Here is a 22,197-nt window from a genome sequence, read left to right on the forward strand (position 1 = left end):
AGGAATTCTAATGAACCCATTAATTAAGTTGATAAGCTTGGTGTTATTGCTGTTTAGCACAGTTGCAACGGCGGACTCTAATGAACAAGATTATTTGCTCGACACCGGTGATACGATTTCGGTGCAAGTTTATGGTGAAGAAGACCTCTCCATCTCCAATATACTGATCACATCTGATGGATACTTTGATTACCCATATTTAGGCCGAATTAAAGCTATCCAAAAAACACCTAAGCAAATCAAAGAGGAAATTGAAGCCGGCTTAAAAGGCGATTACCTCATCAACCCTAAAGTGATGGTGACCATCAATACTTTTCGCTTGTTCTATGTCAACGGAGAAGTACGGAAACCCGGAGGATTTGAATATCGTCCAGGGTTAACTATTGAAAAAGCCATCGCACTGGCAGGTGGCCTCACAGACAGAGCCTCACGCAACAGTATTAATCTAACTAAGCACAAATCCGGTCAAACCATTGAAGGTGTCAACATGCACCTTAACGTTGAACCGGGCGATATTGTATTTATTGATCAAAGCTTCTTCTAAGTGACAGGTAATCAAATGAACAGAACTCATCAAAACAACAACCAGATGAACAGAGTAGAACTGATTCGTTTTGGCCATCACTACAATACTTTGAAAAAAAACTGGTTAAGTATTCTCGCTTTTACTGTTGTCTTTTCATTAGCGTGTACTTGGTATATTTATTCAAAAACATCCATATACCAAGCAACAGCGACGCTGTTGATACAAGAAGAGCAGAAAAGTGCGCTGTCGATAGAAGAAGTCTATGGCGTTGATACCACTAAGAAAGAGTACTTTCAGACTCAGATAGCCATACTACAGTCAAACCATATTGCCGATAAAGTTATTCAGCAATTAAACTTAACTCAATATCCTGAGTTCACTAATACGGGTGGCTTTGAACAAAAAATTGATGAGATTAAATCCATCCCTTTAGTTCAAGATTTGTTGAACGTTGCGCCAAACCCAAAAGAAACGTCTCAGTACTCAGATTCTTACTATCGTACGCTCCATACGTTTAAACAAAAACTGACGATAGAACCCGTACGCAACACACAAATGGTGAGAATTAAATTTAGTTCTGTCGATCCTAAGTTAGCGACGAAAATCGCCAACGCCGTTGGTCAAGCCTACATTGATGCCAACTTTGAAGCGAAACTGGTCGTGACGCAAAATGCCGCAACTTGGTTGACAAACAACTCTCAGAAACTTGAAGAGCGCTTAAAAGACTCTGAACGAGCCCTTCAAGATTTCTTACGCCAAGAAGATCTTATTGATATCAACGGTATCGATGATATCTACGCCAATGAGTTGGAAGAACTCAACCGTAAGTTGAATACTGCCGTCAATAGCCGTATTGAAGCTCAATCTCTAATTCAACTGTTGAAGCGTAAGTCATCACAAAGCTTGGATAGCCTTCTGTCTATTGATGAATTTGCCAACCAAGCTCAGATTCGCGATCTAAAACTTTCTGAAGCACAAGCGGAGAAAAATTTATCTGAGCTGTCGCAGCGGTACGGTCCTAAACACGATCGCATGGTCCAGGCGAAAGCACAGTTGGAATCCATTCAGCGTCGCACCCAACAGCTGATTCGAGAAATCTCTAATAGTAAGCAACAAGACCTGCTTTCCGCCAAAGCTCAAGAAGACATGTTACGCGCAGAATTAGAGCGCAAAAAATCCGAGTTTCAGTCACTGGGCTCGCAAAAAGCGCGTTTTGAACAGTTAAAGCGTGAAGTCGAGTCAAACAAAGAACTTTACGAGGCATTCCTAAACCGCGAAAAAGAGACCAACGCAACCAGTGACTACAAAAACGTCACGGCACGCTTTACCGACAAAGCGATCATACCTCTGTTTCCCGTTGCACCTCAACGCATGAAACTGGTGCTTATCGCGACCTTCTTCGGCTTTGCGCTTGCTTGTGCACTAGTGATCATTCTGGAAACCATGCGCGAAGTAATTAGAAATGCTTCCGATGTCGAAGATAAACTCGGCGTATCTTGCTTAGGTTTGATTCCTACCGTTAAGAAGCGTGCGTTAAAAACAAATGGTCTTACCTACACTGCCTACTTAGACAACGAAGAAAAAGTATTCAGTGAAGCCTGCCGCTCTGTTCGAACCTCATTGCTATTGCGATTGACAAACTCGAAGCAGAAGGTATTACCTTTCACTTCAGCAATACCAAAAGAAGGCAAAACGTCGACAAGCATTAATATTGCGGCATCCTTCTCTACGATGGAAAAAGTACTGATTGTCGATTGTGACTTGCGTCGACCAGCTTTAGCCAAACGATTCGGTATTCCTGAATCTAACCCTGGACTGACCAACATATTGAGCATGGATACGGCAATTAAAGATTGCATCGTCAGAATCGATGATGCAAACCTTGATGTGTTACCAGCTGGGCTTATTCCACCAAACCCGCAAGAGTTATTATCGTCTGAACGTTTTAATAAGTTGATGGACTACCTTCAGAGCAAGTACGACCGGATCATTATCGATACACCACCGCTTTTATCAGTGAGTGATGCGTTAATTCTTGGCACTTATGCAAACGGACTTATTACGGTTATTCGCTCTGAGTCAACAAAAGCGTCACTGGTAAATATCGCATTGTCTAGACAGTTGCAGCACTCAATACCTTCACTTGGCGTCCTGCTTACACAGACAAAAGCCAAATCAGAAGAGACGGCTTACGTACAAAAGTACGCGTATTAATAACGGGGCGTCTGGTACTGAAAGATCAAAGGTTAAAAATTTCAGACGCCCGTATTGATTTATCAAATGGATAAAGTAAGCCCAAAAATAAAAGCTTGGTAGAGAAATGAAAATACTGCATATCATTAACGACTTATCTAATAATGGGGGAGCTCAGCGCTTTCTCGTAGACCTTGTTGTTAAACATAAACCACACTACGAAGTGAAAATACTGGTTCTTCATAATGACAATGACTTCGAAGGTGTATTAAAGGAAAACGGCGTCAGCTGTTACTACTGGTCTTCATTATCTCTAAAAGAGAAGTGGAATATATTACGTTGGCCTGATTTAATTCATAGCCATTTATTCCCTTCTATCTATGTAGCTTTGTTAGCCATTGGCAAAAAGCGCGTACAAACAGAACACAATACGACTAACCGACGTAGAGACTACCCTGCTTTTAAGTTTATGGAATACCTCATGTATCAAAGACATGAGAGAACAATATGCATAACGAATAAAGTTAAGGAGGAGCTGGTTAAGTTTTTACCACGCTATAAAGATCGCTACGATGTAATTTATAATGGCGTTGATCTAAACCGCTTTTCTAGAGAAGCGAAATCGTACAGCCAAGTACAACAAGACGGACCGATCAATATTGGTATGGCAGGCCGACTACATGGCTATAAAGACCACCCTACTCTAATACGCGCCATCGCTAATTTGCCAGAGAAGTATCACCTACATCTAGCAGGTGATGGCGACAAAAAAGAAGAACTTCAGGCGTTAGCCGTACAATTACAATGTGATCATCGCGTACATTGGCATGGTGTTATTTCTGATGTGCCTACCTTCTTATCAAAGTTAGATGTGTATGTTCAGTCTTCTATCATTGAAGGGTTCGGTCTTGCGGCGGTCGAAGCGATGGCGGAAGGACTACCTGTTTTCGGTTCAAATGTACCCGGACTGGATGAAGTGATTGGGAATGACACCTACCTATTTGAACTTGGTAACGAGAAACAACTTGCCAATAAAATCGAGCTGATTTGTGGTGATGCCGCCCATTATGAATTGGCCACCAGCTATTTTGTAGAACGTTGCCACTCGTTTACTCTGGAGCAATTCAGAGAAAGTTATTACAAAGCTTATGATGAACTGTATGCCAGCAAGTAATCGTGTTTCTGTCATTGCGGCGATGGCGTTGGCGTTATTCTTTGTGCCAATAAAAATCAATGCCGGAGGTATAAACCTAGCACCCAGTGATATCGCGAGTCTTTTATCGCTGGGTCTGAGCGCCCTAATCGTACTAGAAGGCAAAACCCACAGACTGTTCCATCCTTGTATCGGTTTTTTACTCCTTTACTGTGGCTATATTTTCTTAAACGGCATGCTTAATAGTGTGCCAGTCATGCCACTCATCACCGAAACGATTCAATGGCTAGCAATATTAAGCTTACTCGGGGTGCTCTACGCTTACGGCGCATTCGATGATGACCGCGTTATGGTCTATTTTGCTTACTTACTGTTTATAACCTGTACTCTGGTCGCAATGTGGCACTTTGCTCAAGGCTACCAAAGTGGCTTTAAGCTTTTGGGAGTCAGCAAGTACGCATTTGGTTTACTCTGCTCGTTGCTTTATCTGTATCGAGATAAGATCCGTGCCTTTCCTGTACTCATGTTTATTGCTATCGTTTTTTTACTGTTATCGCAAGAACGTAAAGCGCTGCTAGGGTTTTGTTTACTGTTCTTATTTGACCAGCTATACCTCAAGAACCTCGTGAGGAAAACACTAAATGAAACATACACGTGGACAATACTGCTCGCACTGTCTTTAGTGGTTTTTGCTGCAGTATCAACCACACTTTATGTCGGCTTCGACGAACTGGCCGACACATTAGAGATAACCCAAGAAGACATCATTTTTGCGAATCAAAGCGAAGCTCGATGGGTCTCTAACTTACACCGGAAACTGCTCCTAGCGAACGGATTGGACATTCTAATGCAAAATCCAATATTAGGTGTTGGTGCCAAAATGCTGCCAAGTTACATGATCAATTATTTCAATTACGATCAACTCGCAATTTATACGCACAATTTTCTTTTAGATACTGCTATTGAGTTTGGTCTAACAGGCATTGCTTTGTTGTTCGGCGGCTATTTTATGTTCATGCGATTTTGTTTTCACAGCCTAAACGACAACAGAAAGAGCCTGTTACTTGCCGTCTACGCTTTGATCATGGTGTTTTTCGTTGCCGTGAACACCACTATTCTTCTGATATTACTGTTGCCCGTTATGACGAGTATAAAGAACACTTACATACAGCCTAGTTTCTCATCCGACAATAAAATAACGAATCAATAAAACGTTCGGAAAGTGAAACGTATTAACATCATCAAGGAAACGATAAATGAAATTTTCAATTAATCGACAATTAGAAAAAAACCGAAGCCTTCAGGCAGACAATTTTGTTTTGGTATATCAAATGGGCAAAGTGGGTTCTTCGTCTATTGAGCACACATTGGAATCACGTAATATCCCCAGTTACCACATTCATACCTTCGACGATCATGAAGAATTTCACATGTATCATAATAAAAAAGATGTGAGTAAGTTCTTCGATTTCAAAAATCGTGCGATATACCGACTGGTACTTAATCAAAGAAAGCGCATCCTGCAAAAACGTGAAAATATTAAAATCGTGACACTGGTTCGAGATCCTGTGGCGACCGTATTTTCGCGTTTTTTCCAAGACTTACACCTTCAGTTTATTGAGGGTAAAAAAAACGATGCAATTCATCTTGATATGGAAGCCACGTACAAGCACTTAGAACACTGCTTTGACAACTACATTAACCTCAATTACTTCGCTAATTGGTTTGATAACGAATTGAAGCGTAACTTTAATATTGATGTGATGCGCCAAGAGATCGACAACTCAAAACCTTTTTATACTTTCAGCAATGAGAAAGCGAGTGTCATTCTTATTAAGTGTGAACAGCTGAGTTCACTAAACAAGGAGATTGGCGAATTCCTTGACTTAGATGACTTCGTTTTAAAAAACAGTAATGAAGCAAAAAATAAATGGTACTCCAACATTCACCAGCATTTTAAACAACACTACGATTTCTCTAAGTTGTTTTACATGTACGATCTTCCGTTATATCGCCACGTATACTCTGAGGAAGAACGTGAAGCCTTTAAAAATAAGTGGAAACAAACACCAGGGACACAGTTAGCTGCGAGTCAAGCATCCGGAGATAAGTCAGCATGAAAAAAGTACTACACATAACTGAGTCCTTTGGTGGTGGCGTACAAACAGCCTTATACAGTTATGCCCATTCCTCGCGGAAAGAACCGTTTCAACACTTTTTATTAGCAAGGGCTCGTCAAAATGACTTAACCAACGACAACAACCAAAGTGGCTTTGTAGACACTTACTGGGTAACGGGTGGCTTATTGCAATTCCTCAGAGACGCAAATCAAACCATTGCAAAAGTCCAACCGGATGTCGTGCACTTACATTCCAGTAAAGCCGGGTTTTTAGGGCGCTTTTTAAAACTCAACAACGCGCGCTTAATCTATACACCACACTGCTACGCGTTTGAACGTGAAGATATTTCATCACTCGCACGAGCCGTTTATAAAACGTTAGAAAAAGTCAGGCTAAGCAAAATTGACATTGTCGCGGGTTGTAGCCAACGTGAGTGTGATTTGGCCATTAGCATTGGTGCAAAGCAAGCCGAATTACTGAACAATTATGTCTCTTACGAAGGTGAGGAACGGGGTAATCGTAGTAATAACAGTGATACTGTGAAAATTGTTGTTCTTGGTCGGGTAGCAAAACAGAAAGATCCACTATTTCTGATAAACACACTGCAATCTCTGGACACGGCAGCATTAGAGCGCAATATAGAAGTCACTTGGATCGGCGGTGGAGATAACGAACTCGAACAATCTTTGCGCGAAGCGGGAGTCAATGTTACTGGTATGCTGCCCCGTGATGAAGTAGTCACAAAATTAAAAGCGTCTGATCTTTACCTCCATACCGCAGCATGGGAGGGCATGCCTTTGACCATTCTAGAGGCGGCCAAATTGAATCTTCCGATGGTCATTCGAACTATTGGAGCAACCAAAGATCTGAACTACCCATTTTTAGCACCGACTCCAGAGGATATGGCAAAACACATCACACACTGCGTTAATCATTATCAAGAAATCGATTTCCAGCAGTACATGACCGAATTGAACGAAACGTTTAGCGAAGAAAAACAATGCCTCGCTTTGATCAATATATACGGTTAGAGAGAACCTATGCTTCAAACTATTCAGCAAAAAATATTGTTCATGTCGAGTAACAAAAAAAGCCTATTCTCCGTAGGCTTAAAAACGGCTGTGACAAGAATATTCAGCGCAATGTTCGCATTTCTACTCACGCTGATTGTGTCCCGGACGACCGACACCACAATATCTGGTCAGTTTTTCTTTTTATTTAACCTTGTTTCGCTGATGGCTATCGTTTCTCAACTCGGATTCGATGTCAGTTTAGTCAGATATAACGCTATCGCTTTCAATGAGCAAAATACCAAACAACAGAGCAACAACTATAAAATTGCGCTATCAAGGAGTTTGCTTTTTTGTGCCGTAGCAACCATGGTGTTAGCCACTGGCGCCTATTTGTTTCCTGAACAATTAAATCAAACCAATACACCGCTTGCCGCTTTCATTCTCGCGTTATTCTGTGTGCCTTTTTTGGTATTGGGTCAAACAAACAGTCGTGTATTGCAAGCCAGTAAAAACGTAGTGTCATCCTTGTTTGCCTTACAGTTGGGCGTGAGTATGTTGATGTTCTTTTTTGTTGCTGTATTGGATGTCGTCAACAAGCAAAATATCCACTCTCTGATCATCGCCCTCTTATTAGCAAGTGTGATTGTTGCTGCAGTGTCGACTTTTAACTGGATAAAATCGGGCCAGTACGAACAGCCAGATAAGACACCAAACAAGAACATGACGGCGTCGGCAAAACAAGTCTGGATCGGAAGTGTATTCAGTAATTTTCTGCAATGGGGTAGCTTAGTTATCGCAGGGTTCTTCATCTCTACATCGGATCTTGGTCTCCTCGCTGCGGCTCAACGAACATCGCTATTGATCGGCTTCGTTCTTATCACAATCAATTTTATTGTCGCGCCAATGTTCGCTTCGCTCTATAAAGAAGGGGCCATGATAAAGCTACGTAATTTAAGCCGTCTCGCCTGTCGTGCAAATATTGGTTTAGCGCTTATTCCTGTTTTGGTTTGTACGCTATTTCCCGAATTTGTTATGCAGTTTTTTGGTCAGGAATTCATCGCCGCCGCACCGCTGCTAGTCGCTCTTTCACTTGGGCAACTGGTCAATGTGGCGACGGGCTCTGTCGGCTTTCTACTCTTAATGAGTGGACACGAAAAAGTTATGAAGTACATCACTATCGTGTCTGGGATTATCTCAATCAGCCTTTTGATCATACTCTGTCAATTGTTTGGAGTACTTGGTGCGGCTTGGGCTATTGCCATCGGCATGGCGATTCAAAACCTAGCCGCACTTTATTTTGTTAAACGCTATTTAGGTTTTTTTCCGGTCGGTTAATTTATGTCTTCAATGATTTTACGCGTGAGTTTTGCTTTCGTATTACTACTCACGGTCAGCCTCTCATTATGGAAAAGTTCAGATGTAAACCATGCGACTTACATCAGTATGGAAAACTACGTAGGGGGCTCTTCTACCTTGCACTTTACGTTCAGCCTTCTTATTGGTTACCTCGCTGTCTTTACTTTTCCGAAACTGGCAATTGCGACAAAACGGGACACTTTTGGGATCCGGCTACTTCTTTGTCTACTACTGGCCGTTTCATCTGACGAGCTTAGCCAGCTTTTCATCGCTAATCGTACGTTTAGTTTTTCAGATTTAAGCACCAACTGGACTGGTATTCTTATCGGTTACTTTATGGCGAAATGCATTCTAAAACTTAGAGAGTGATTTCACATCGATAAGGGTGGCATAATAGGTACTTCAGATTTTTATGATGTACTTAAGTGACTTAAAAAGGCTTGAGTATACAATCAAAGAAAGAACCATTATGTCACCTCATCCAACCAAAATTACGTTTTTTGAATTTCTCACTCCCCTGATCACATCGGGAAAAAAGACCATAACGATCAGAGACGAATCGGAAAGTCATTATGTCCCACATTCAAAGGTCGAAGTGTTCACGCTAGAAACAGACCGTAAAGTTTGCGATATCGAAATTCTTGCGGTTTCTCCATTAAAGTTTAATGAAATCAATCAGTTTCATGCCGAGCAAGAGGCTATGGAACTACCACAATTAAAACAGTTGATTAAAGATATTTATCCAAACGCAGACTCTCTGTTTGTTATCGAATATAAACTTGTCCGAAAATAACTAGACGACTGGTCTATTTGATCTTATAGTACCCCTATGAATACGAAAACTAATGACACCCGCCAACATATTCTTACCGTCGGATACGATCTTATCGTAAACCGAGGGTTTACTAGTGTGGGACTTTCAGAGCTCCTAAAAACAGCCGCCGTACCCAAAGGCTCGTTTTATCACTATTTCAAATCCAAAGAGCAGTTTGGCGAAGCATTAATTCAAGCCTACTTTGACAAGTACTTTGCTAAATTGAATGAACGATTTACAGATAAAGATCTCAATGGCTATCAACGCCTGATGAGCTATTTTGAAGAACTGGTAAAAGTAGAGAACAACGTATGTAACGCGAGTAAGTGCTTATTAGTTAAACTCAGTGCTGAAGTCTCAGACCTATCAGAGCCAATGCGTCTTGCACTTCGTGATGGTGCAGAGAAAACGATTCAAGCGATAGCAAAATGTATTGATGTCGGCATTGAAGATGGTTCGATTGCAAATGGTGACAGTACCTTACTGGCTAGACAGCTATACTATCTTTGGAATGGTGCAAGTTTACTGAATAAATTGTACCAAGATCAGGCAACACTAACGCAGAGCCTACATTTTACTCAGCATCTACTGCAGAATACTCGCACGTAGCTAAAACAAACACCGTAAGCCCTTCAAATGAATGAGTAAAACGCTCATCTTTGGTGGCATATAAATTCCCGCTTCAGAGCGGGATATTTTGCAACCAACATTAGACGACCGGTCTAATTAATAGTGAGGTAAACATGACTAACGCTACTAACCGCAGGATTGTACTTGCATCTCGTCCACACGGTGCCCCAACTGTCGATAACTTTCGCCTAGAAGAGGTCACCAAACCCACACCAAAAGAAGGAGAGATGCTTTTAAGAACGGTTTACTTATCACTCGATCCATACATGCGTGGCCGCATGAGCGATGCCGAGTCTTATGCCGATCCGGTAGCCATAGATGACGTAATGGTTGCAGGCACGGTATGTCAGGTTGAGAGCTCTAATCATCCAGATTACGAAGCAGGAGAATGGGTACTTGCTTACACCGTAGGCTGGCAAGATTACGCGATTTCAACAGGTGAAATGGTAATTAAGCTAGGTAAAGAGCCGCAAAATCCATCTTATGCGTTGGGCGTGGCTGGTATGCCAGGTTTTACCGCCTACATGGGCTTGCTAGATATAGGCCAACCAAAACCAGATGAAACTGTCGTTGTAGCTTCTGCAACGGGCCCAGTGGGTGCCACCGTGGGTCAAATCGCTAAAATCAAAGGTTGCCGTGTCGTGGGTATCGCGGGCGGTAAGGAAAAGTGCCAATATGCAAAAGATACGTTAGGCTTTGACGAGTGCATTGATCATAAAGCTGACGATTTTGCCGAACAGCTAGAAAAAGCGTGTAAAAACGGCATTGACGTCTACTTCGAAAACGTCGGTGGAAAAGTGTTTGATGCGGTTCTGCCATTATTGAATACCAAAGCTCGCGTCCCTGTTTGTGGTTTAATTTCTCAATACAACTCGACAGAGTTACCAAAAGGCACAGACCACTTGCCACTACTGATGGGTAAAATTCTAACCAAACGAATAAAGATACAAGGTTTTATCATCTTTGATGACTATGGACATCGTTACAATGAGTTTGCCCAAGATATGAACCAATGGTTAGCAGAAGGGAAAATCCAATACCGTGAGCATTTAGTAGACGGTTTGGAAAGTGCACCGGACGCCTTTATCGGTCTACTGCAAGGCAAAAACTTCGGTAAACTCGTCGTTCAGGTTAACCAACCATTATAAGAAGAAAGGAAGGATTCATGATTAAACTGCACCATCTCAATCAATCACGCTCAAAGCGCATTATATGGCTACTTGAAGAGCTAAAAGTAGACTATGAAATCGTCCCTTATGTTCGTGATGAAGTCACGTTTCTCGCGCCACCAGAGTTGAAAAGTGTTCATCCGCTTGGCAAATCACCAGTACTGGAAGACGATGGTGAAATTATCATTGAATCAGGTGCTATTACAGAATACCTGATTGAAAAGTATGCTCAAGATTCGCTCTCTCCTAAACGTGGGACCAAAGCGTACACTCAGTACTTGCAGTGGCTGCACTTCGCTGAAAGTTCAGCAATCTTGCCAATGCTACTCAAACTCTTCGTCAGTAAAGAGCCAACCACGACTCAATTCTTATCTGGGTATGCGGATAAAGAGGCAATGAGCGTACTCAGTTACTTTGAGCACATGTTGGAAGGCAAAAACTATTTGGTTGAGGAGCGCTTAACTGGCGCAGATATCATGATGTCATTCATCGTAGAGTTGGTGCAGAAATTTGGCATGACATCACATTTCCCAAACATCGGGCGCTATGGGCAACAGCTCTCAACGCATTCTGCATTTGTCCACGCTGAACAGATAGAAGCGAAATACGCTTAATAACCGCAATACGCTCAATACCAACAATATCAGCATGGCCCTTTGGTCTATCTCATATACCAAAGGGCTTTTGTCTTCGTATTGCAATGGCCATCGTCATAACCTATCAACTTAATCACTATTTCCGACTTTTCTCCCAGGTACTCCCATACTAATCTGTTGCTACACCAACGCTACTTAGCGCGGAAAGTGAGAGCATAAAACCAAATGAGGATGTCATGATGATTAAGTTAGACTTTTACAAGTTATTCGATACCAAAGAGCTGTTTATCTATTACTGATTCTTCGCCAATGCTTTAATCAGTACGGACGTATCCATACGGCCCAGACCATCACTTTGTAGATCAGCGTATTGCGCATCGACCATTTTGGTTAACGGAAGATCAAGCCCAACTCGCTCAGCTTCCTTCAGACAGAAACCAAGATCTTTGCGCATCCAATCGATCGCAAAACCAAAATCAAATTTGTCTTGTGCCATCGTAGACGCTCGATTTTCCATCTGCCATGATCCTGCGGCACCATGCTTCAGCGTTTCAACAACTTGATCAATATCTAAACCCGATTTTTGTGCAAGCAGTATCGCTTCACTTAAGCCTTGTAGTACACCACCGATACAAATTTGGTTCACCATCTTACAACGCTGACCTTGGCCATTTTCACCGAGTAACGTGATCTGCTTTGCATACGCATTCATAACTGGAGAAGCTTGTTCAAATACATCGGATTCACCACCACACATAATAGTGAGAACGCCGTTTTCAGCGCCAGCTTGACCTCCAGATACTGGAGCATCAATGAAATGATTACCAACCTTTTGACACGCTTCTGCCAACTCTACTGCCAATTCCGCAGAAGTTGTGGTGTGATCCACAAGTACTGCACCCGCTTTAAGGCCGACGAGTGCACCATCCTCACCATAGACAATACTACGAACATCGTCGTCGTTCCCTACACAGATAAAAACAAAGTCACAACCTTCAGCAGCTTCACGAGGCGTTTCACAGGCAACGCCGTCATACTCCTTCGCCCATTTATCCGCTTTCGCTTTAGTACGATTATAAACTTTTGTCTTATAACCAGCCTTGCTTAAATAGCCCGCCATTGGGTACCCCATTACACCCAAACCAATAAACGCTACTTGTTGTTTTGACATCATCTACTTCCCTTGTTTTTGAGCGGAATGAATATGCTACTAAAGAACGTATATCATTACTTGTGATTTTTAGGTTTTCCATTGCCACTATCCCCAAATAACTTCAGAATGCATCATCTGATTCAACAAACTGACAACGTGATGAACTACCAAGCTGCTATTTTTGATATGGACGGACTTCTCCTTGATACGGAGCGTGTCTGCATGCGTATATTTCAAGAAGCATGTGACGTACAGAAACTGCCGTTTTATGAAGATATTTATCTCTCCATCATTGGACGCAATGCCATAGGTATCGAAACCATTTTCCGCAAAGCATACGGCAACGACTTCGAGCGTTTACATGCAGAATGGCGCATTCGCTACAACGCGGTTGTAAAACATCAAGCCATTCCGCTTAAAGCTGGGGTAATTGAGCTTTTGGACTGGCTCAAGGCAAAGAATATTCCTGTTGCAGTGGCAACCTCTACCGAGAAGGAAGTCGCCACCATCAAGTTAAACCTGGCAGGCATTAACCATTATTTTGCTAACCTTACGACGGGTTGCGAAGTAAATAATGGCAAACCCGACCCAGAAATCTATTTGCTTGCAGCACGTCGCTTAAATGTTGAACCAACGAAATGTTTAGCTTTCGAAGACTCTAACAATGGCGTTCGCGCGGCAGTATCGGCAAATATGGCAACCTATCAAATCCCCGACCTTGTAGCGCCGTGTGATGAAATACGTCAACTTGGCCATGTCATTGTGCCATCATTGCACGATGTGTTGAGACAACTCGAACATTCAAATTGAAGGGAAAGGCATACTAGGCGTTGGCGTTTGAAAGTAAAGACCGTGTTGTTGTCGAGTGGTTTTTTATGTGATCAATCCCTGCAGTCGAGCAGTATAAGTGAGTAAAAAAGTGTCAACCTAACGGTCAACGCACATTTTTACTCAAGCTGTGGGTTGATAATAAGACTTATAACCAAGCGATTTCAAGATATTAAGTTTAATAAACTAATTAGCTCAACACATAAAATGGAGAAAGTGATATGTCTTTACGTTTAGTAGCCGCGACCATTGCACTTGCCGGACTTAGCTTCGGTGCGCAAGCCAGTGCCGAGTGTGAAGTTTCATTAGACGCGAACGATATGATGCAGTTTTCAACCAAAACACTCAGTGTTCCAGCCTCATGTAGCGAAGTCACACTCACACTAAACCATACTGGGAAAATGCCTGCGCAATCAATGGGGCATAACGTGGTGATTGCCGACACCGCTAACATCCAAGCAGTCGGTACCGACGGTATGTCTGCTGGTGCAGATAATAGCTACGTCAAGCCAGGAGATGACCGCGTCTATGCTCATACTAAAGTGATTGGCGGTGGTGAAAGCACAAGCATCACATTTAGCACAGAAAAAATGACGGCTGGTGGTGATTACTCTTTCTTCTGTTCGTTCCCTGGTCATTGGGCGGTCATGCAAGGCAAATTTGAATTTAAGTAGTAGTTTGACTTTACGTATAAGTTTGAATTCGCTTTTATCCCGATAACAAATTCTATTGGTAAAAACGATGATTTGGACTTAACAACAAAAGGGAAGCACTCGCTTCCCTTTTATTCGCTGTTACTCTGTCAGAAAACCACCCGTTTGGTGCTTCCATAACTGTGCGTAAACGCCATCAAGTGTTAGCAATTCATGGTGAGAACCTTGTTCGATGACTTGACCATCGTCCATAACGATCAATCGATCCATTGCAGCAATCGTTGATAAACGGTGCGCAATGGCAATTACGGTCTTGCCTTCCATCAATATTTCTAGATTTTCCTGAATCGCAGATTCCACTTCAGAATCGAGCGCTGATGTCGCTTCGTCCATAATAAGAATTGGTGCATTTTTAAGAAGTACACGCGCAATCGCTACACGCTGTCGCTGTCCACCTGACAATTTCACACCACGCTCACCCACTTCAACGTCATATCCGACATTACCCTGCTCATCTTTAAGCGTTTGAATAAAATCGTGGGCGTGCGCTTTATTTGCAGCCGCAATCACGTCTTCCATCGATGCGTTAGGATCACCGTACAAAATATTTTCTTTGATAGAACGATGTAATAATGATGTGTCCTGAGTAATCATGCCGATATGCTGGCGCAGAGACTCTTGCTCAACCTGAGAAATATCTTGCCCATCGATACAAATTTTACCTGAGCTGACATCATAAAAACGAAGTAACAAGTTAACCAATGTTGATTTACCCGCACCCGAACGACCAACGATGCCAACTTTTTCTCCAGGTTTTATCGTAAGGTTCAAGTTGTCAAATACGGCTTTTTCTTCGCTATAATTGAAACCTACTCTGTCAAAACGAATTTCACCATGTTGAATTTGCAAAGGTTTCGCATTGGGTACGTCTTTCACTTCGACATCGTTAGAAATCGTACTAATGCCATCTACGACAGTACCAATGTTCTCAAACAACGCACTGACTTCCCACATGATCCATTTAGACATGCCCTGTACGCGCAGCGCAATACTGATGCCGACAGCAATAGCACCAATCGTCACCGCAGCATCCAACCAAAGATAAACAGAAATCGCCCCAATAGATAACAACAATAAGTAGTTAATTGCATCAACACTAAACAGCAAACACGTTGCCATGCGCATCTGACGATACACCGTGACGAGAAACTGCTTCATGCTGCTTTCTGCATACTCTAACTCACGTTGTGAGTGAGCAAATAGTTTCACCGTCGAGATGTTAGTGTAAGAGTCTACAATTCGACCAGTCATGACAGAGCGTGCATCAGCTTGCTCTGTTGCAATCTGCTTCATCTTGGGAATAAAGTAAAATTGGATCAAGATATACAAGGCAAGCCACACAACGATTGGTAGCATAAGCAACCCGTCAGCTTCTCCCATCATCCAAATCATCGATAGAAAATAGACGCTGATATAAACAAGTACATCCAAGAGTTTCATCACGGTTTCTCTTACCGCTAACGCGCTTTGCATCACTTTCGTTGCGACACGACCAGCAAAATCACGTTGGAAAAAGCCAACCGCTTGTTTTAGCAAATAACGATGAATAAGCCAGCGAATAGACATTGGGTAGTTGCCCAGCAAAGTCTGGTGCATGACCATCGAATGTACAAATCCAAGAACGGGCATCACTACAGCCACTAAGAACACCATCACTAACATTTGATCGCCTTGATCTTGCCAGAATGTTGCGGGGTCTTGATTGGACAATATATCAACCAATTCACCCATGTATCGCAACAGAGTGACTTCAGTAATAGCAATGAGTGCACTAAACACCGCCATGACAATCAGTGGGATTTCAAACCCTCGAGTATAAAAGCGGCAAAAGCCAAACAGTGTATTCGGTGGCTTTTGCGTTTCATCCTGGGGAAAAGGTAAGGTCAGTTTTTCAAACCAATTAAACATATAACGACTTCATTTCCACGATTAAATTTGCTGACGTTTTACTATCTTTTGACCAAAAAGTCAGTAAAATAAGCAAACAAAAGTTCAAATGATAATAATTACAATTAAGTTTTCTATTTAAAATAAGCTTTGGGAATGAATTTATGAAAAATCATAACTCGCTGACTATTGCGATTCGTACAGCTTTAGCTTGTGCCCTCACACCGGTAATGGCAGTGGTCTCACTAAACGCATATGCACAAGATGAAGTGACAGAAATGGAAACCATGACGGTGACTGCGCAAGCGTTGAAAGTGGAAACACCAGCAGCAGAAACGCCTAAGTCTGTGTCACTTATTTCAGAAGACGAGCTTCGAGTTCGTGCTCCCAAAAAACTAGATGAAGCGCTCCGCTATACTTCCGGTGTCACTGCCCAGCCTTACGGTTCTGATAACGACACGGATTGGTTCAAGATTCGTGGTTTCGATGCCGCAACCTATTTAAACGGCAACCGATTGTTCCGTGATGGCTACTACAATTGGTTAATTGAGCCCTATGGTATCGAGCGTATAGAAGTCGTAAAAGGCCCGTCTGCAATTCTGTTTGGAGAATCAGCGCCAGGTGGTGTCGTCAACGCCGTACAAAAAAAACCGACATTCACACCACAAGGTGAAATCAAAGTTGAAGTGGGTAATAACAACCACCAATCCGTTGGCTTTGATATCGCAGATGAGGCAAATGAAGACGGCACGATGCGCTACCGCCTAGTAGGCTTGATGACCGGCCAAGACGGAGAGCTGGATGACACTGAAAATAAGCGCTTCTATATTGCACCAAGTTTAGAAATCGATATCTCTGATCAAACCATGCTGACACTTATGGCAACTTACCTTCATGATGATGGCGTCCCTACTAACCCATTTTTCCCTGCGGCAGGTACTCTGATTCACTCCAATTTTGGTAAGGTCGACCCATCAACTAACTTAGGCCAACCTGATTACGATAAATATGAACGTAATCAGCTCTCCGTTGGCTATTTACTTGAACATGACATCAACGATACTTGGACATTTTCACAAAACGCAAACTACGGCTCCAATGAACTGTATTTAAGAAGCTCATACGTATTCCCGAATAGTGACGCGACTACTGAAGAGTTAACACAAGGACTCGTCTTTCGTGATGGTAAAAACCAAAGCTTCACCTTTGACAATAACGCTGTTGGTAACTGGGTAACAGATAGCGCCGAACATACGGCACTGATTGGTGTCGATCTGCAACATCACAAGACGGAGGGTGATGAGCAAGATGACTACGCTTTCGGCACGATCAACCCGTTCAATCCAGTGTACGGAAACTACACTGCGAAAGATTTTAATATCGAACGTGAAATCAATAAAACTCAAGCCAGTGTGTACTCACAATACCAACTTAAGTTCCAGGAACAATGGATTGGTAATATTGGCGCGCGTTACGACTGGGTGAAAACCGAAAACAAAGGTCACGGCTCGAATGCTTATGGGGTTGTTGATCAAAATTTAGACCGCGATGACAGTGAGCTTTCACTCAATGCTGGCATCTTGTACTCAGCAGAGAACGGCCTTTCGCCATACGTTAACTACTCACAATCGTTTGAAGTCATTAGCACTATTGATAAAGCCACAAACAAACTCTACAAACCACTTAAAGGTGAGCAAGTAGAAGTAGGTGTAAAATATGAACCAAGCTTTATGGATGGCTTCATCAATGTTGCATGGTTCGATATCTCCCAAAACAATGCTCTGGTAACGAATCCAACGACTTATGTCGCTACACAAACGGGTGAAGTCACATCAACAGGCGTAGAAGTCGAAGGTGCAGCACAACTCACTGATGACGTTAAGTTGCTAGCTAGCTACACCTACACTAAAGCAGAAACTGATGAAACATACGGTAAAGGCAAACAACAAGCTGCCCTGATTCCAAAACATCAAGCGTCTGCATGGGTAGATTATAGCGCGTATCGCTTAGTTCCTGGATTGAATGTAGGTACTGGCATTCGTTACGTTGGCGAATCTAAAGATAACCCAGCAAGTTCTGATTTAACTGTGCCATCTGTAACGCTTTGGGATGCCGCCCTCACTTACGACATCACCTCACAATGGCAAGCTCAGTTGAACGTGAACAATATTCTTGATGAAGAATACGTATCCGGCTGTGATTACTACTGTTACTACGGCCAATCACGCTCTGTGGTATTAAACGCAAATTATCGCTGGTAATAGTTATTCCCACTCCCCTCTTTAGTGAGGGGAGCATTTTCTGAGACCTATCCATGTTTCAACTATCTAATATTCAGGTTGTTCGAGGCGGACGTCAAATCCTCGGCATTGACCAACTGAGCATCCCTACTAATGAACTGACTGTAGTGTTAGGGCACAATGGCTCGGGAAAATCTACATTAGTGAATTTGCTGTCTGGGCAGATGGCTTCTGATAAAGGCCGTGTAGCGCTAAACGGCGAAGCACTCTCATCACTAAAAACTAAAGAACTCGCTAAACAGGTTGCCTTTTTACCACAAAAGCTGCCGACCTCGGCCGGACTTAGTGTGCGGGAACTGGTGCGTTTGGGCCGCTTTCCTTGGCGCGGAACCTTCGGGCGTTGGCGCAAAGAGGATGAAAACATCATCGATGCCGCCATGGAACAAACTGGCGTGACTCCTTTCGCTGACAACCTAGCCGATGAGTTATCAGGCGGCGAACGCCAACGTGCTTGGGTTGCCATGTTGTTAGCACAGCAATCACCAGTATTAATTTTAGATGAACCAACATCCGCTTTAGATATCCACCACCAGTACCAATTGATGGCACTGTTGGCAGAGCTAAATCAAACCCAAGGTTGCGGTATCATCGTGATTTTGCATGATCTCAACCTCGCTCTACGCTATGCCACTCATATTGTTGCCCTCAAACAAGGTCGAATCGCCTTTGAAGGCAAAGCTGAATTACTTGCCGATGAAGCCCGTTTATCAGAGCTTTACCATTCGCCGATTAAACTTATTGATCACCCTCATCCAATTCCCGATTCACCCACCAATAAGGTTGCTATAGTATGCGCATGATCTCTCGTTTTGTTATTAGTTGTATTTTTGCCTTCATGGCAATCAATGCCCACGCAAGTTTAACGGTGACAGATAGCCGCGGTGAACATCAGCTCGAAGCCATTCCAAAACGCGTTGCTGTACTCAACTGGGATATTTTAGAGCAGGTATTAGAGTTAGAAGTTACCCCTATCGCCGCTCCCAATATACCCGGCTACACCGAGTGGGTCGTTCAGCCAGCCGTTCCTAAAAGTGTTGAAGATGTTGGTACACGTGCTGAGCCAAACCTTGAAAAACTCGCACAACTTAACCCCGATGTCATCATTGCGGCCGCAGCACAAAAAGATTTAATTCCGCAACTAGAACGCATTGCACCCGTGCTCTATTATCAGAATTTTGAACAACAAGATGACCAAGCTGCCGTTGCCATTGAGCAATTTAAACAATTAGCCGTGGTGTTTGGCAAACAAGAACTGGCGCGAAAAAAATTAGATGTCATGCAACAACGCTTTGACCAATTACAGCAAGAGTTAGTTGGCGCTTTTGGTAAAGAATTACCTAAGGTGCTGCCCTTGCGTTTTTCTAATCAAACCTCTGCGTTTTTGTTTACACAAAATTCGACCGCGCAATACGCGTTGGATCACTTGGGTCTCACCAACCCATTACCTCAAGAAGCCAAAAAATGGGGAATTAATCAACAGCGGTTAACCGAGCTGCGTAACATCCAAAACGGTTATGTGCTCTATATCCGCCCATTTCCTCAAGAAAAAGAGCTAGAAAAGTCCATTTTATGGAAAGCCATGCCTTTTGTACGCCAGGGCCATGTCAATGGTATGGATGCAGTGTGGAGCTACGGCGGTGCGATGTCTATTTTGTATACTGCTGAATCAATTACGAAAAGCTTGCTTGAGGTAGCACCTCAGTGATTTTAGCTCGTCATTATGCTTTATTATTGTCGGCGGTATTTGTTGCCGCTATTGCTAGCTTGCAATTGGGGAACGAGGTCACGTTTCCTGGCCAATGGCAATTGATTCTTTCGCCAAGTAAAGCGGAGACATTTGCGGATTTTAACTTTGTCTATGGCCTGTTACCGCGCGCATTAATAGCAATGCTGGTCGGTGCTATGCTTGGGTTAGTCGGCAGTCTCATGCAGCAACTTACCCAAAACCCATTAACATCACCACTGACTCTTGGCACTTCATCTGGTGCTTGGCTTGCTATTATTATCGTCAACATTTGGTTCCCCAACCTGATAGCAGATTACACCGCGCTGGCTGCGATGAGCGGAGCGTTACTCGCTTTTGGCTTAATCTTAGTGATCGCGGGTCCCAAAAACATGACGGGCTTACCTTTGGTTGTCTCTGGGATGGTGGTGAACATTTTACTTGGTGCGATTGCGACTGCCATCATTCTACTCAATGAACAATTTGCCCAAAATGTGTTTATGTGGGGCGCAGGTGATTTGGCTCAGAATGGCTGGGAATGGCTGCAATGGCTATTACCTCGCCTTTCTATCTCCGTCTTATTGATCCTGTTTGCACCTCGAATTTTGACCTTGTTACGCCTCGGACACCAAGGCGCGGCTGCACGTGGGTTACCAGTAGTGCCGACTTTTATCCTACTGATGGTAATAGGTATTTGGTTAGTATCTGCTTCTATTACTGCCGTTGGTGTGATTGGTTTTATTGGCTTACTGACTCCGAATATAGCTCGCGCCATGGGCGCACGTACCCCAAAAATGGAGTTATATTCTAGTGCATTACTCGGTGCACTATTACTCCTTCTGACGGACATGCTATCAGTATGGCTCAGTCAATCCAGCAATGAAGTCATTCCTAGTGGTATCACAACCGCAGCCATTGGCGCGCCAGCATTGATATGGTTTAGTCGCCGGCAATTAAAGGCCCAAGATTCGCTAACCATTTCACTGCCACATCATAGAAATCATATTAGCGCCATCAGTTTTACCGCTTTGGTCTGTGCTTTACTAACTGCAATTAGCCTACATGTTGGCTTTCAAATAACAGATACGCAAATGTCAGACACGGCCTGGAGCTTTGCTTGGCCGTCAGAGTATCAATGGAGCCTAAGGTATCCACGCTTTGTCACTGCCTTATTTGCTGGTATCGGCCTTGCCATGGCTGGCAGTATCTTACAGCGCTTAATCTACAATCCTCTCGCCAGCCCAGATATTCTAGGGGTATCCTCTGGTGCGACTTTTGCCCTCGTGTTTTCGTCCTTATTTCTAGGCCACAACTTATTGACCACCAACTGGCTGACCGCATTGGCTGGCAGTGTATTCGTGTTAGTCATTTTGTTGATTCTAGGTAAACGGCATCAATATACGCCCTCGAGCCTCATTTTGACTGGTATTGCAGTCACAGCGCTACTCGAAGCCCTAGTACAGTTTTGTATGGCACGAAGTTCGCAGGAGAGCTATAAGATCCTACAATGGCTAGCGGGTTCAACTTATCGCGTCACACCAGAACAAGCACAATTATTGGCGATTACAGTTTCGGTATTGTTGACGTTAAGCTTAATCACCACTCGCTGGTTAACATTAATGTCTATCGGTCGAGGCTTTGCGCAAGCTCGTGGGCTTAGCGCTCAATTTGCGAGTTTAGTCCTACTATGCATAGTGGCTATGTTGTGTGCTGTGGTTACGGCAACCATGGGACCCGTTTCTTTTGTTGGGCTAATTGCACCCCATATGGCAATGATGTTAGGTGCGCAGCAAAGTCGCTCACAGCTAGTTGTTGCTGGTTTGATTGGTGCAATCTTAATGCTATGGGCTGATTGGATTGGCCAAGTGGCACTTTACCCAATGCAAATTGCTGCAGGCACCTTAGTGGCAATCATTGGTGGGTTATATTTCTTATGCTTATTAGTAGTGAGCCGCTTACGGGGCGCTTAGTATTAAGAATAATTAGCAGATAATCCAAGTCCACTCACAGAGCCCGCCGCTAA

The 22,197-nt window shown here is 43.2% G+C and carries 20 protein-coding genes; 18 read left to right on the top strand and 2 right to left on the bottom strand.

Annotation, left to right across the window (positions count from 1 at the left end; translation table 11 throughout):
* Positions 1-10 precede the first annotated feature (10 nt).
* The 12 genes from ONE56_RS18600 to ONE56_RS18655 all read left to right on the top strand — a co-directional run bounded on the left by ONE56_RS18600 (position 11) and on the right by ONE56_RS18655 (position 11,588).
* On the top strand, positions 11-544 hold the full coding sequence (locus ONE56_RS18600; RefSeq protein WP_041154077.1) for a polysaccharide biosynthesis/export family protein: 534 nt from the start codon (positions 11-13) through the stop codon (positions 542-544).
* 15 nt (positions 545-559) lie between these two features.
* Positions 560-2,740: a GumC family protein gene (locus ONE56_RS18605; protein WP_041154078.1), complete on the top strand. Its 2,181-nt coding sequence runs from the start codon at positions 560-562 to the stop codon at positions 2,738-2,740.
* A gap of 106 nt (positions 2,741-2,846) precedes the next feature.
* Positions 2,847-3,893, top strand: a complete 1,047-nt coding sequence (locus tag ONE56_RS18610) for a glycosyltransferase (RefSeq protein ID WP_331438262.1) — start codon at positions 2,847-2,849, stop codon at positions 3,891-3,893.
* Positions 3,871-5,082 carry an O-antigen ligase family protein gene (locus ONE56_RS18615; RefSeq protein ID WP_423841154.1) on the top strand — a complete coding sequence of 404 codons (1,212 nt, stop codon included), beginning with the start codon at positions 3,871-3,873 and terminating at the stop codon, positions 5,080-5,082. Before ONE56_RS18610 ends, ONE56_RS18615 begins: the two co-directional genes overlap by 23 nt.
* A 46-nt stretch (positions 5,083-5,128) precedes the next feature.
* Positions 5,129-5,992: a putative capsular polysaccharide synthesis family protein gene (locus ONE56_RS18620; protein WP_331438263.1), complete on the top strand. Its 864-nt coding sequence runs from the start codon at positions 5,129-5,131 to the stop codon at positions 5,990-5,992.
* Positions 5,989-7,023, top strand: coding sequence for a glycosyltransferase (locus ONE56_RS18625; protein WP_423840714.1), 1,035 nt, complete (start codon positions 5,989-5,991; stop codon positions 7,021-7,023). Before ONE56_RS18620 ends, ONE56_RS18625 begins: the two co-directional genes overlap by 4 nt.
* Before the next feature lie 9 nt (positions 7,024-7,032).
* Positions 7,033-8,340, top strand: a complete 1,308-nt coding sequence (locus ONE56_RS18630) for an oligosaccharide flippase family protein (protein WP_423840715.1) — start codon at positions 7,033-7,035, stop codon at positions 8,338-8,340.
* Positions 8,341-8,343: 3 nt separating this feature from the next.
* Positions 8,344-8,730, top strand: coding sequence for a VanZ family protein (locus ONE56_RS18635; RefSeq protein ID WP_041154082.1), 387 nt, complete (start codon positions 8,344-8,346; stop codon positions 8,728-8,730).
* Positions 8,731-8,830: 100 nt separating this feature from the next.
* Positions 8,831-9,154 (top strand): N(4)-acetylcytidine aminohydrolase, encoded by a 324-nt coding sequence (gene yqfB, locus ONE56_RS18640; protein WP_423840716.1) that lies wholly within the window; start codon positions 8,831-8,833, stop codon positions 9,152-9,154.
* Between the two features lie 36 nt (positions 9,155-9,190).
* Complete coding sequence (locus ONE56_RS18645; protein ID WP_423840717.1) at positions 9,191-9,784, top strand: TetR/AcrR family transcriptional regulator; 594 nt, start codon at positions 9,191-9,193, stop codon at positions 9,782-9,784.
* A gap of 134 nt (positions 9,785-9,918) precedes the next feature.
* Positions 9,919-10,953 carry an NADP-dependent oxidoreductase gene (locus ONE56_RS18650; RefSeq protein WP_423840718.1) on the top strand — a complete coding sequence of 345 codons (1,035 nt, stop codon included), beginning with the start codon at positions 9,919-9,921 and terminating at the stop codon, positions 10,951-10,953.
* Positions 10,954-10,970: 17 nt separating this feature from the next.
* Positions 10,971-11,588, top strand: coding sequence for a glutathione S-transferase family protein (locus ONE56_RS18655; RefSeq protein WP_041154086.1), 618 nt, complete (start codon positions 10,971-10,973; stop codon positions 11,586-11,588).
* A gap of 274 nt (positions 11,589-11,862) precedes the next feature.
* Here the strand turns inward: ONE56_RS18655 and ONE56_RS18660 are convergent, their stop codons facing one another.
* Positions 11,863-12,741, bottom strand: a complete 879-nt coding sequence (locus ONE56_RS18660) for an NAD(P)-dependent oxidoreductase (RefSeq protein WP_041154087.1) — start codon at positions 12,739-12,741, stop codon at positions 11,863-11,865.
* 141 nt (positions 12,742-12,882) lie between these two features.
* Between ONE56_RS18660 and ONE56_RS18665 the strand changes: the two genes are divergently transcribed.
* Positions 12,883-13,533: an HAD family hydrolase gene (locus ONE56_RS18665; protein WP_423841155.1), complete on the top strand. Its 651-nt coding sequence runs from the start codon at positions 12,883-12,885 to the stop codon at positions 13,531-13,533.
* A gap of 239 nt (positions 13,534-13,772) precedes the next feature.
* On the top strand, positions 13,773-14,225 hold the full coding sequence (gene azu, locus ONE56_RS18670; RefSeq protein ID WP_423840719.1) for an azurin: 453 nt from the start codon (positions 13,773-13,775) through the stop codon (positions 14,223-14,225).
* A 120-nt stretch (positions 14,226-14,345) separates the two neighbouring features.
* Here the strand turns inward: azu and ONE56_RS18675 are convergent, their stop codons facing one another.
* On the bottom strand, positions 14,346-16,172 hold the full coding sequence (locus tag ONE56_RS18675; protein ID WP_415679420.1) for an ABC transporter ATP-binding protein: 1,827 nt from the start codon (positions 16,170-16,172) through the stop codon (positions 14,346-14,348).
* 143 nt (positions 16,173-16,315) lie between these two features.
* Here ONE56_RS18675 and ONE56_RS18680 point away from each other — a divergent pair, with 143 nt between their 5' ends.
* From ONE56_RS18680 to fhuB, 4 genes are read left to right on the top strand one after another with little or no spacing between them, the layout of a single operon-like run.
* The gene (locus ONE56_RS18680; RefSeq protein ID WP_423840720.1) at positions 16,316-18,412 is read left to right on the top strand and encodes a TonB-dependent siderophore receptor; all 2,097 of its coding nucleotides are present in this window, start codon (positions 16,316-16,318) and stop codon (positions 18,410-18,412) included.
* A gap of 53 nt (positions 18,413-18,465) precedes the next feature.
* Positions 18,466-19,251, top strand: coding sequence for an ABC transporter ATP-binding protein (locus ONE56_RS18685; protein WP_041154090.1), 786 nt, complete (start codon positions 18,466-18,468; stop codon positions 19,249-19,251).
* The gene (locus ONE56_RS18690) at positions 19,248-20,156 is read left to right on the top strand and encodes an iron-siderophore ABC transporter substrate-binding protein (RefSeq protein ID WP_423841156.1); all 909 of its coding nucleotides are present in this window, start codon (positions 19,248-19,250) and stop codon (positions 20,154-20,156) included. Before ONE56_RS18685 ends, ONE56_RS18690 begins: the two co-directional genes overlap by 4 nt.
* Positions 20,156-22,144 (top strand): Fe(3+)-hydroxamate ABC transporter permease FhuB, encoded by a 1,989-nt coding sequence (gene fhuB, locus ONE56_RS18695; RefSeq protein WP_423841157.1) that lies wholly within the window; start codon positions 20,156-20,158, stop codon positions 22,142-22,144. The genes ONE56_RS18690 and fhuB overlap by 1 nt, the downstream gene beginning before the upstream one ends.
* Positions 22,145-22,197: the final 53 nt, after the last annotated feature.

The sequence above is a fragment of the Vibrio mytili genome (assembly GCF_049563345.1).
GTDB classification, from domain to species: Bacteria; Pseudomonadota; Gammaproteobacteria; order Enterobacterales; family Vibrionaceae; genus Vibrio; species Vibrio mytili.

Coding starts and splice junctions, on each gene's coding strand:
- ONE56_RS18600 (WP_041154077.1), top strand. CDS start 11: ATGAACCCATTAATTAAGTTGATAAGCTTGGTGTTATTGCTGTTTAGC.
- ONE56_RS18605 (WP_041154078.1), top strand. CDS start 560: ATGAACAGAACTCATCAAAACAACAACCAGATGAACAGAGTAGAACTG.
- ONE56_RS18610 (WP_331438262.1), top strand. CDS start 2,847: ATGAAAATACTGCATATCATTAACGACTTATCTAATAATGGGGGAGCT.
- ONE56_RS18615 (WP_423841154.1), top strand. CDS start 3,871: ATGAACTGTATGCCAGCAAGTAATCGTGTTTCTGTCATTGCGGCGATG.
- ONE56_RS18620 (WP_331438263.1), top strand. CDS start 5,129: ATGAAATTTTCAATTAATCGACAATTAGAAAAAAACCGAAGCCTTCAG.
- ONE56_RS18625 (WP_423840714.1), top strand. CDS start 5,989: ATGAAAAAAGTACTACACATAACTGAGTCCTTTGGTGGTGGCGTACAA.
- ONE56_RS18630 (WP_423840715.1), top strand. CDS start 7,033: ATGCTTCAAACTATTCAGCAAAAAATATTGTTCATGTCGAGTAACAAA.
- ONE56_RS18635 (WP_041154082.1), top strand. CDS start 8,344: ATGTCTTCAATGATTTTACGCGTGAGTTTTGCTTTCGTATTACTACTC.
- yqfB (WP_423840716.1), top strand. CDS start 8,831: ATGTCACCTCATCCAACCAAAATTACGTTTTTTGAATTTCTCACTCCC.
- ONE56_RS18645 (WP_423840717.1), top strand. CDS start 9,191: ATGAATACGAAAACTAATGACACCCGCCAACATATTCTTACCGTCGGA.
- ONE56_RS18650 (WP_423840718.1), top strand. CDS start 9,919: ATGACTAACGCTACTAACCGCAGGATTGTACTTGCATCTCGTCCACAC.
- ONE56_RS18655 (WP_041154086.1), top strand. CDS start 10,971: ATGATTAAACTGCACCATCTCAATCAATCACGCTCAAAGCGCATTATA.
- ONE56_RS18660 (WP_041154087.1), bottom strand. CDS start 12,741: ATGTCAAAACAACAAGTAGCGTTTATTGGTTTGGGTGTAATGGGGTAC.
- ONE56_RS18665 (WP_423841155.1), top strand. CDS start 12,883: ATGAACTACCAAGCTGCTATTTTTGATATGGACGGACTTCTCCTTGAT.
- azu (WP_423840719.1), top strand. CDS start 13,773: ATGTCTTTACGTTTAGTAGCCGCGACCATTGCACTTGCCGGACTTAGC.
- ONE56_RS18675 (WP_415679420.1), bottom strand. CDS start 16,172: ATGTTTAATTGGTTTGAAAAACTGACCTTACCTTTTCCCCAGGATGAA.
- ONE56_RS18680 (WP_423840720.1), top strand. CDS start 16,316: ATGAAAAATCATAACTCGCTGACTATTGCGATTCGTACAGCTTTAGCT.
- ONE56_RS18685 (WP_041154090.1), top strand. CDS start 18,466: ATGTTTCAACTATCTAATATTCAGGTTGTTCGAGGCGGACGTCAAATC.
- ONE56_RS18690 (WP_423841156.1), top strand. CDS start 19,248: ATGATCTCTCGTTTTGTTATTAGTTGTATTTTTGCCTTCATGGCAATC.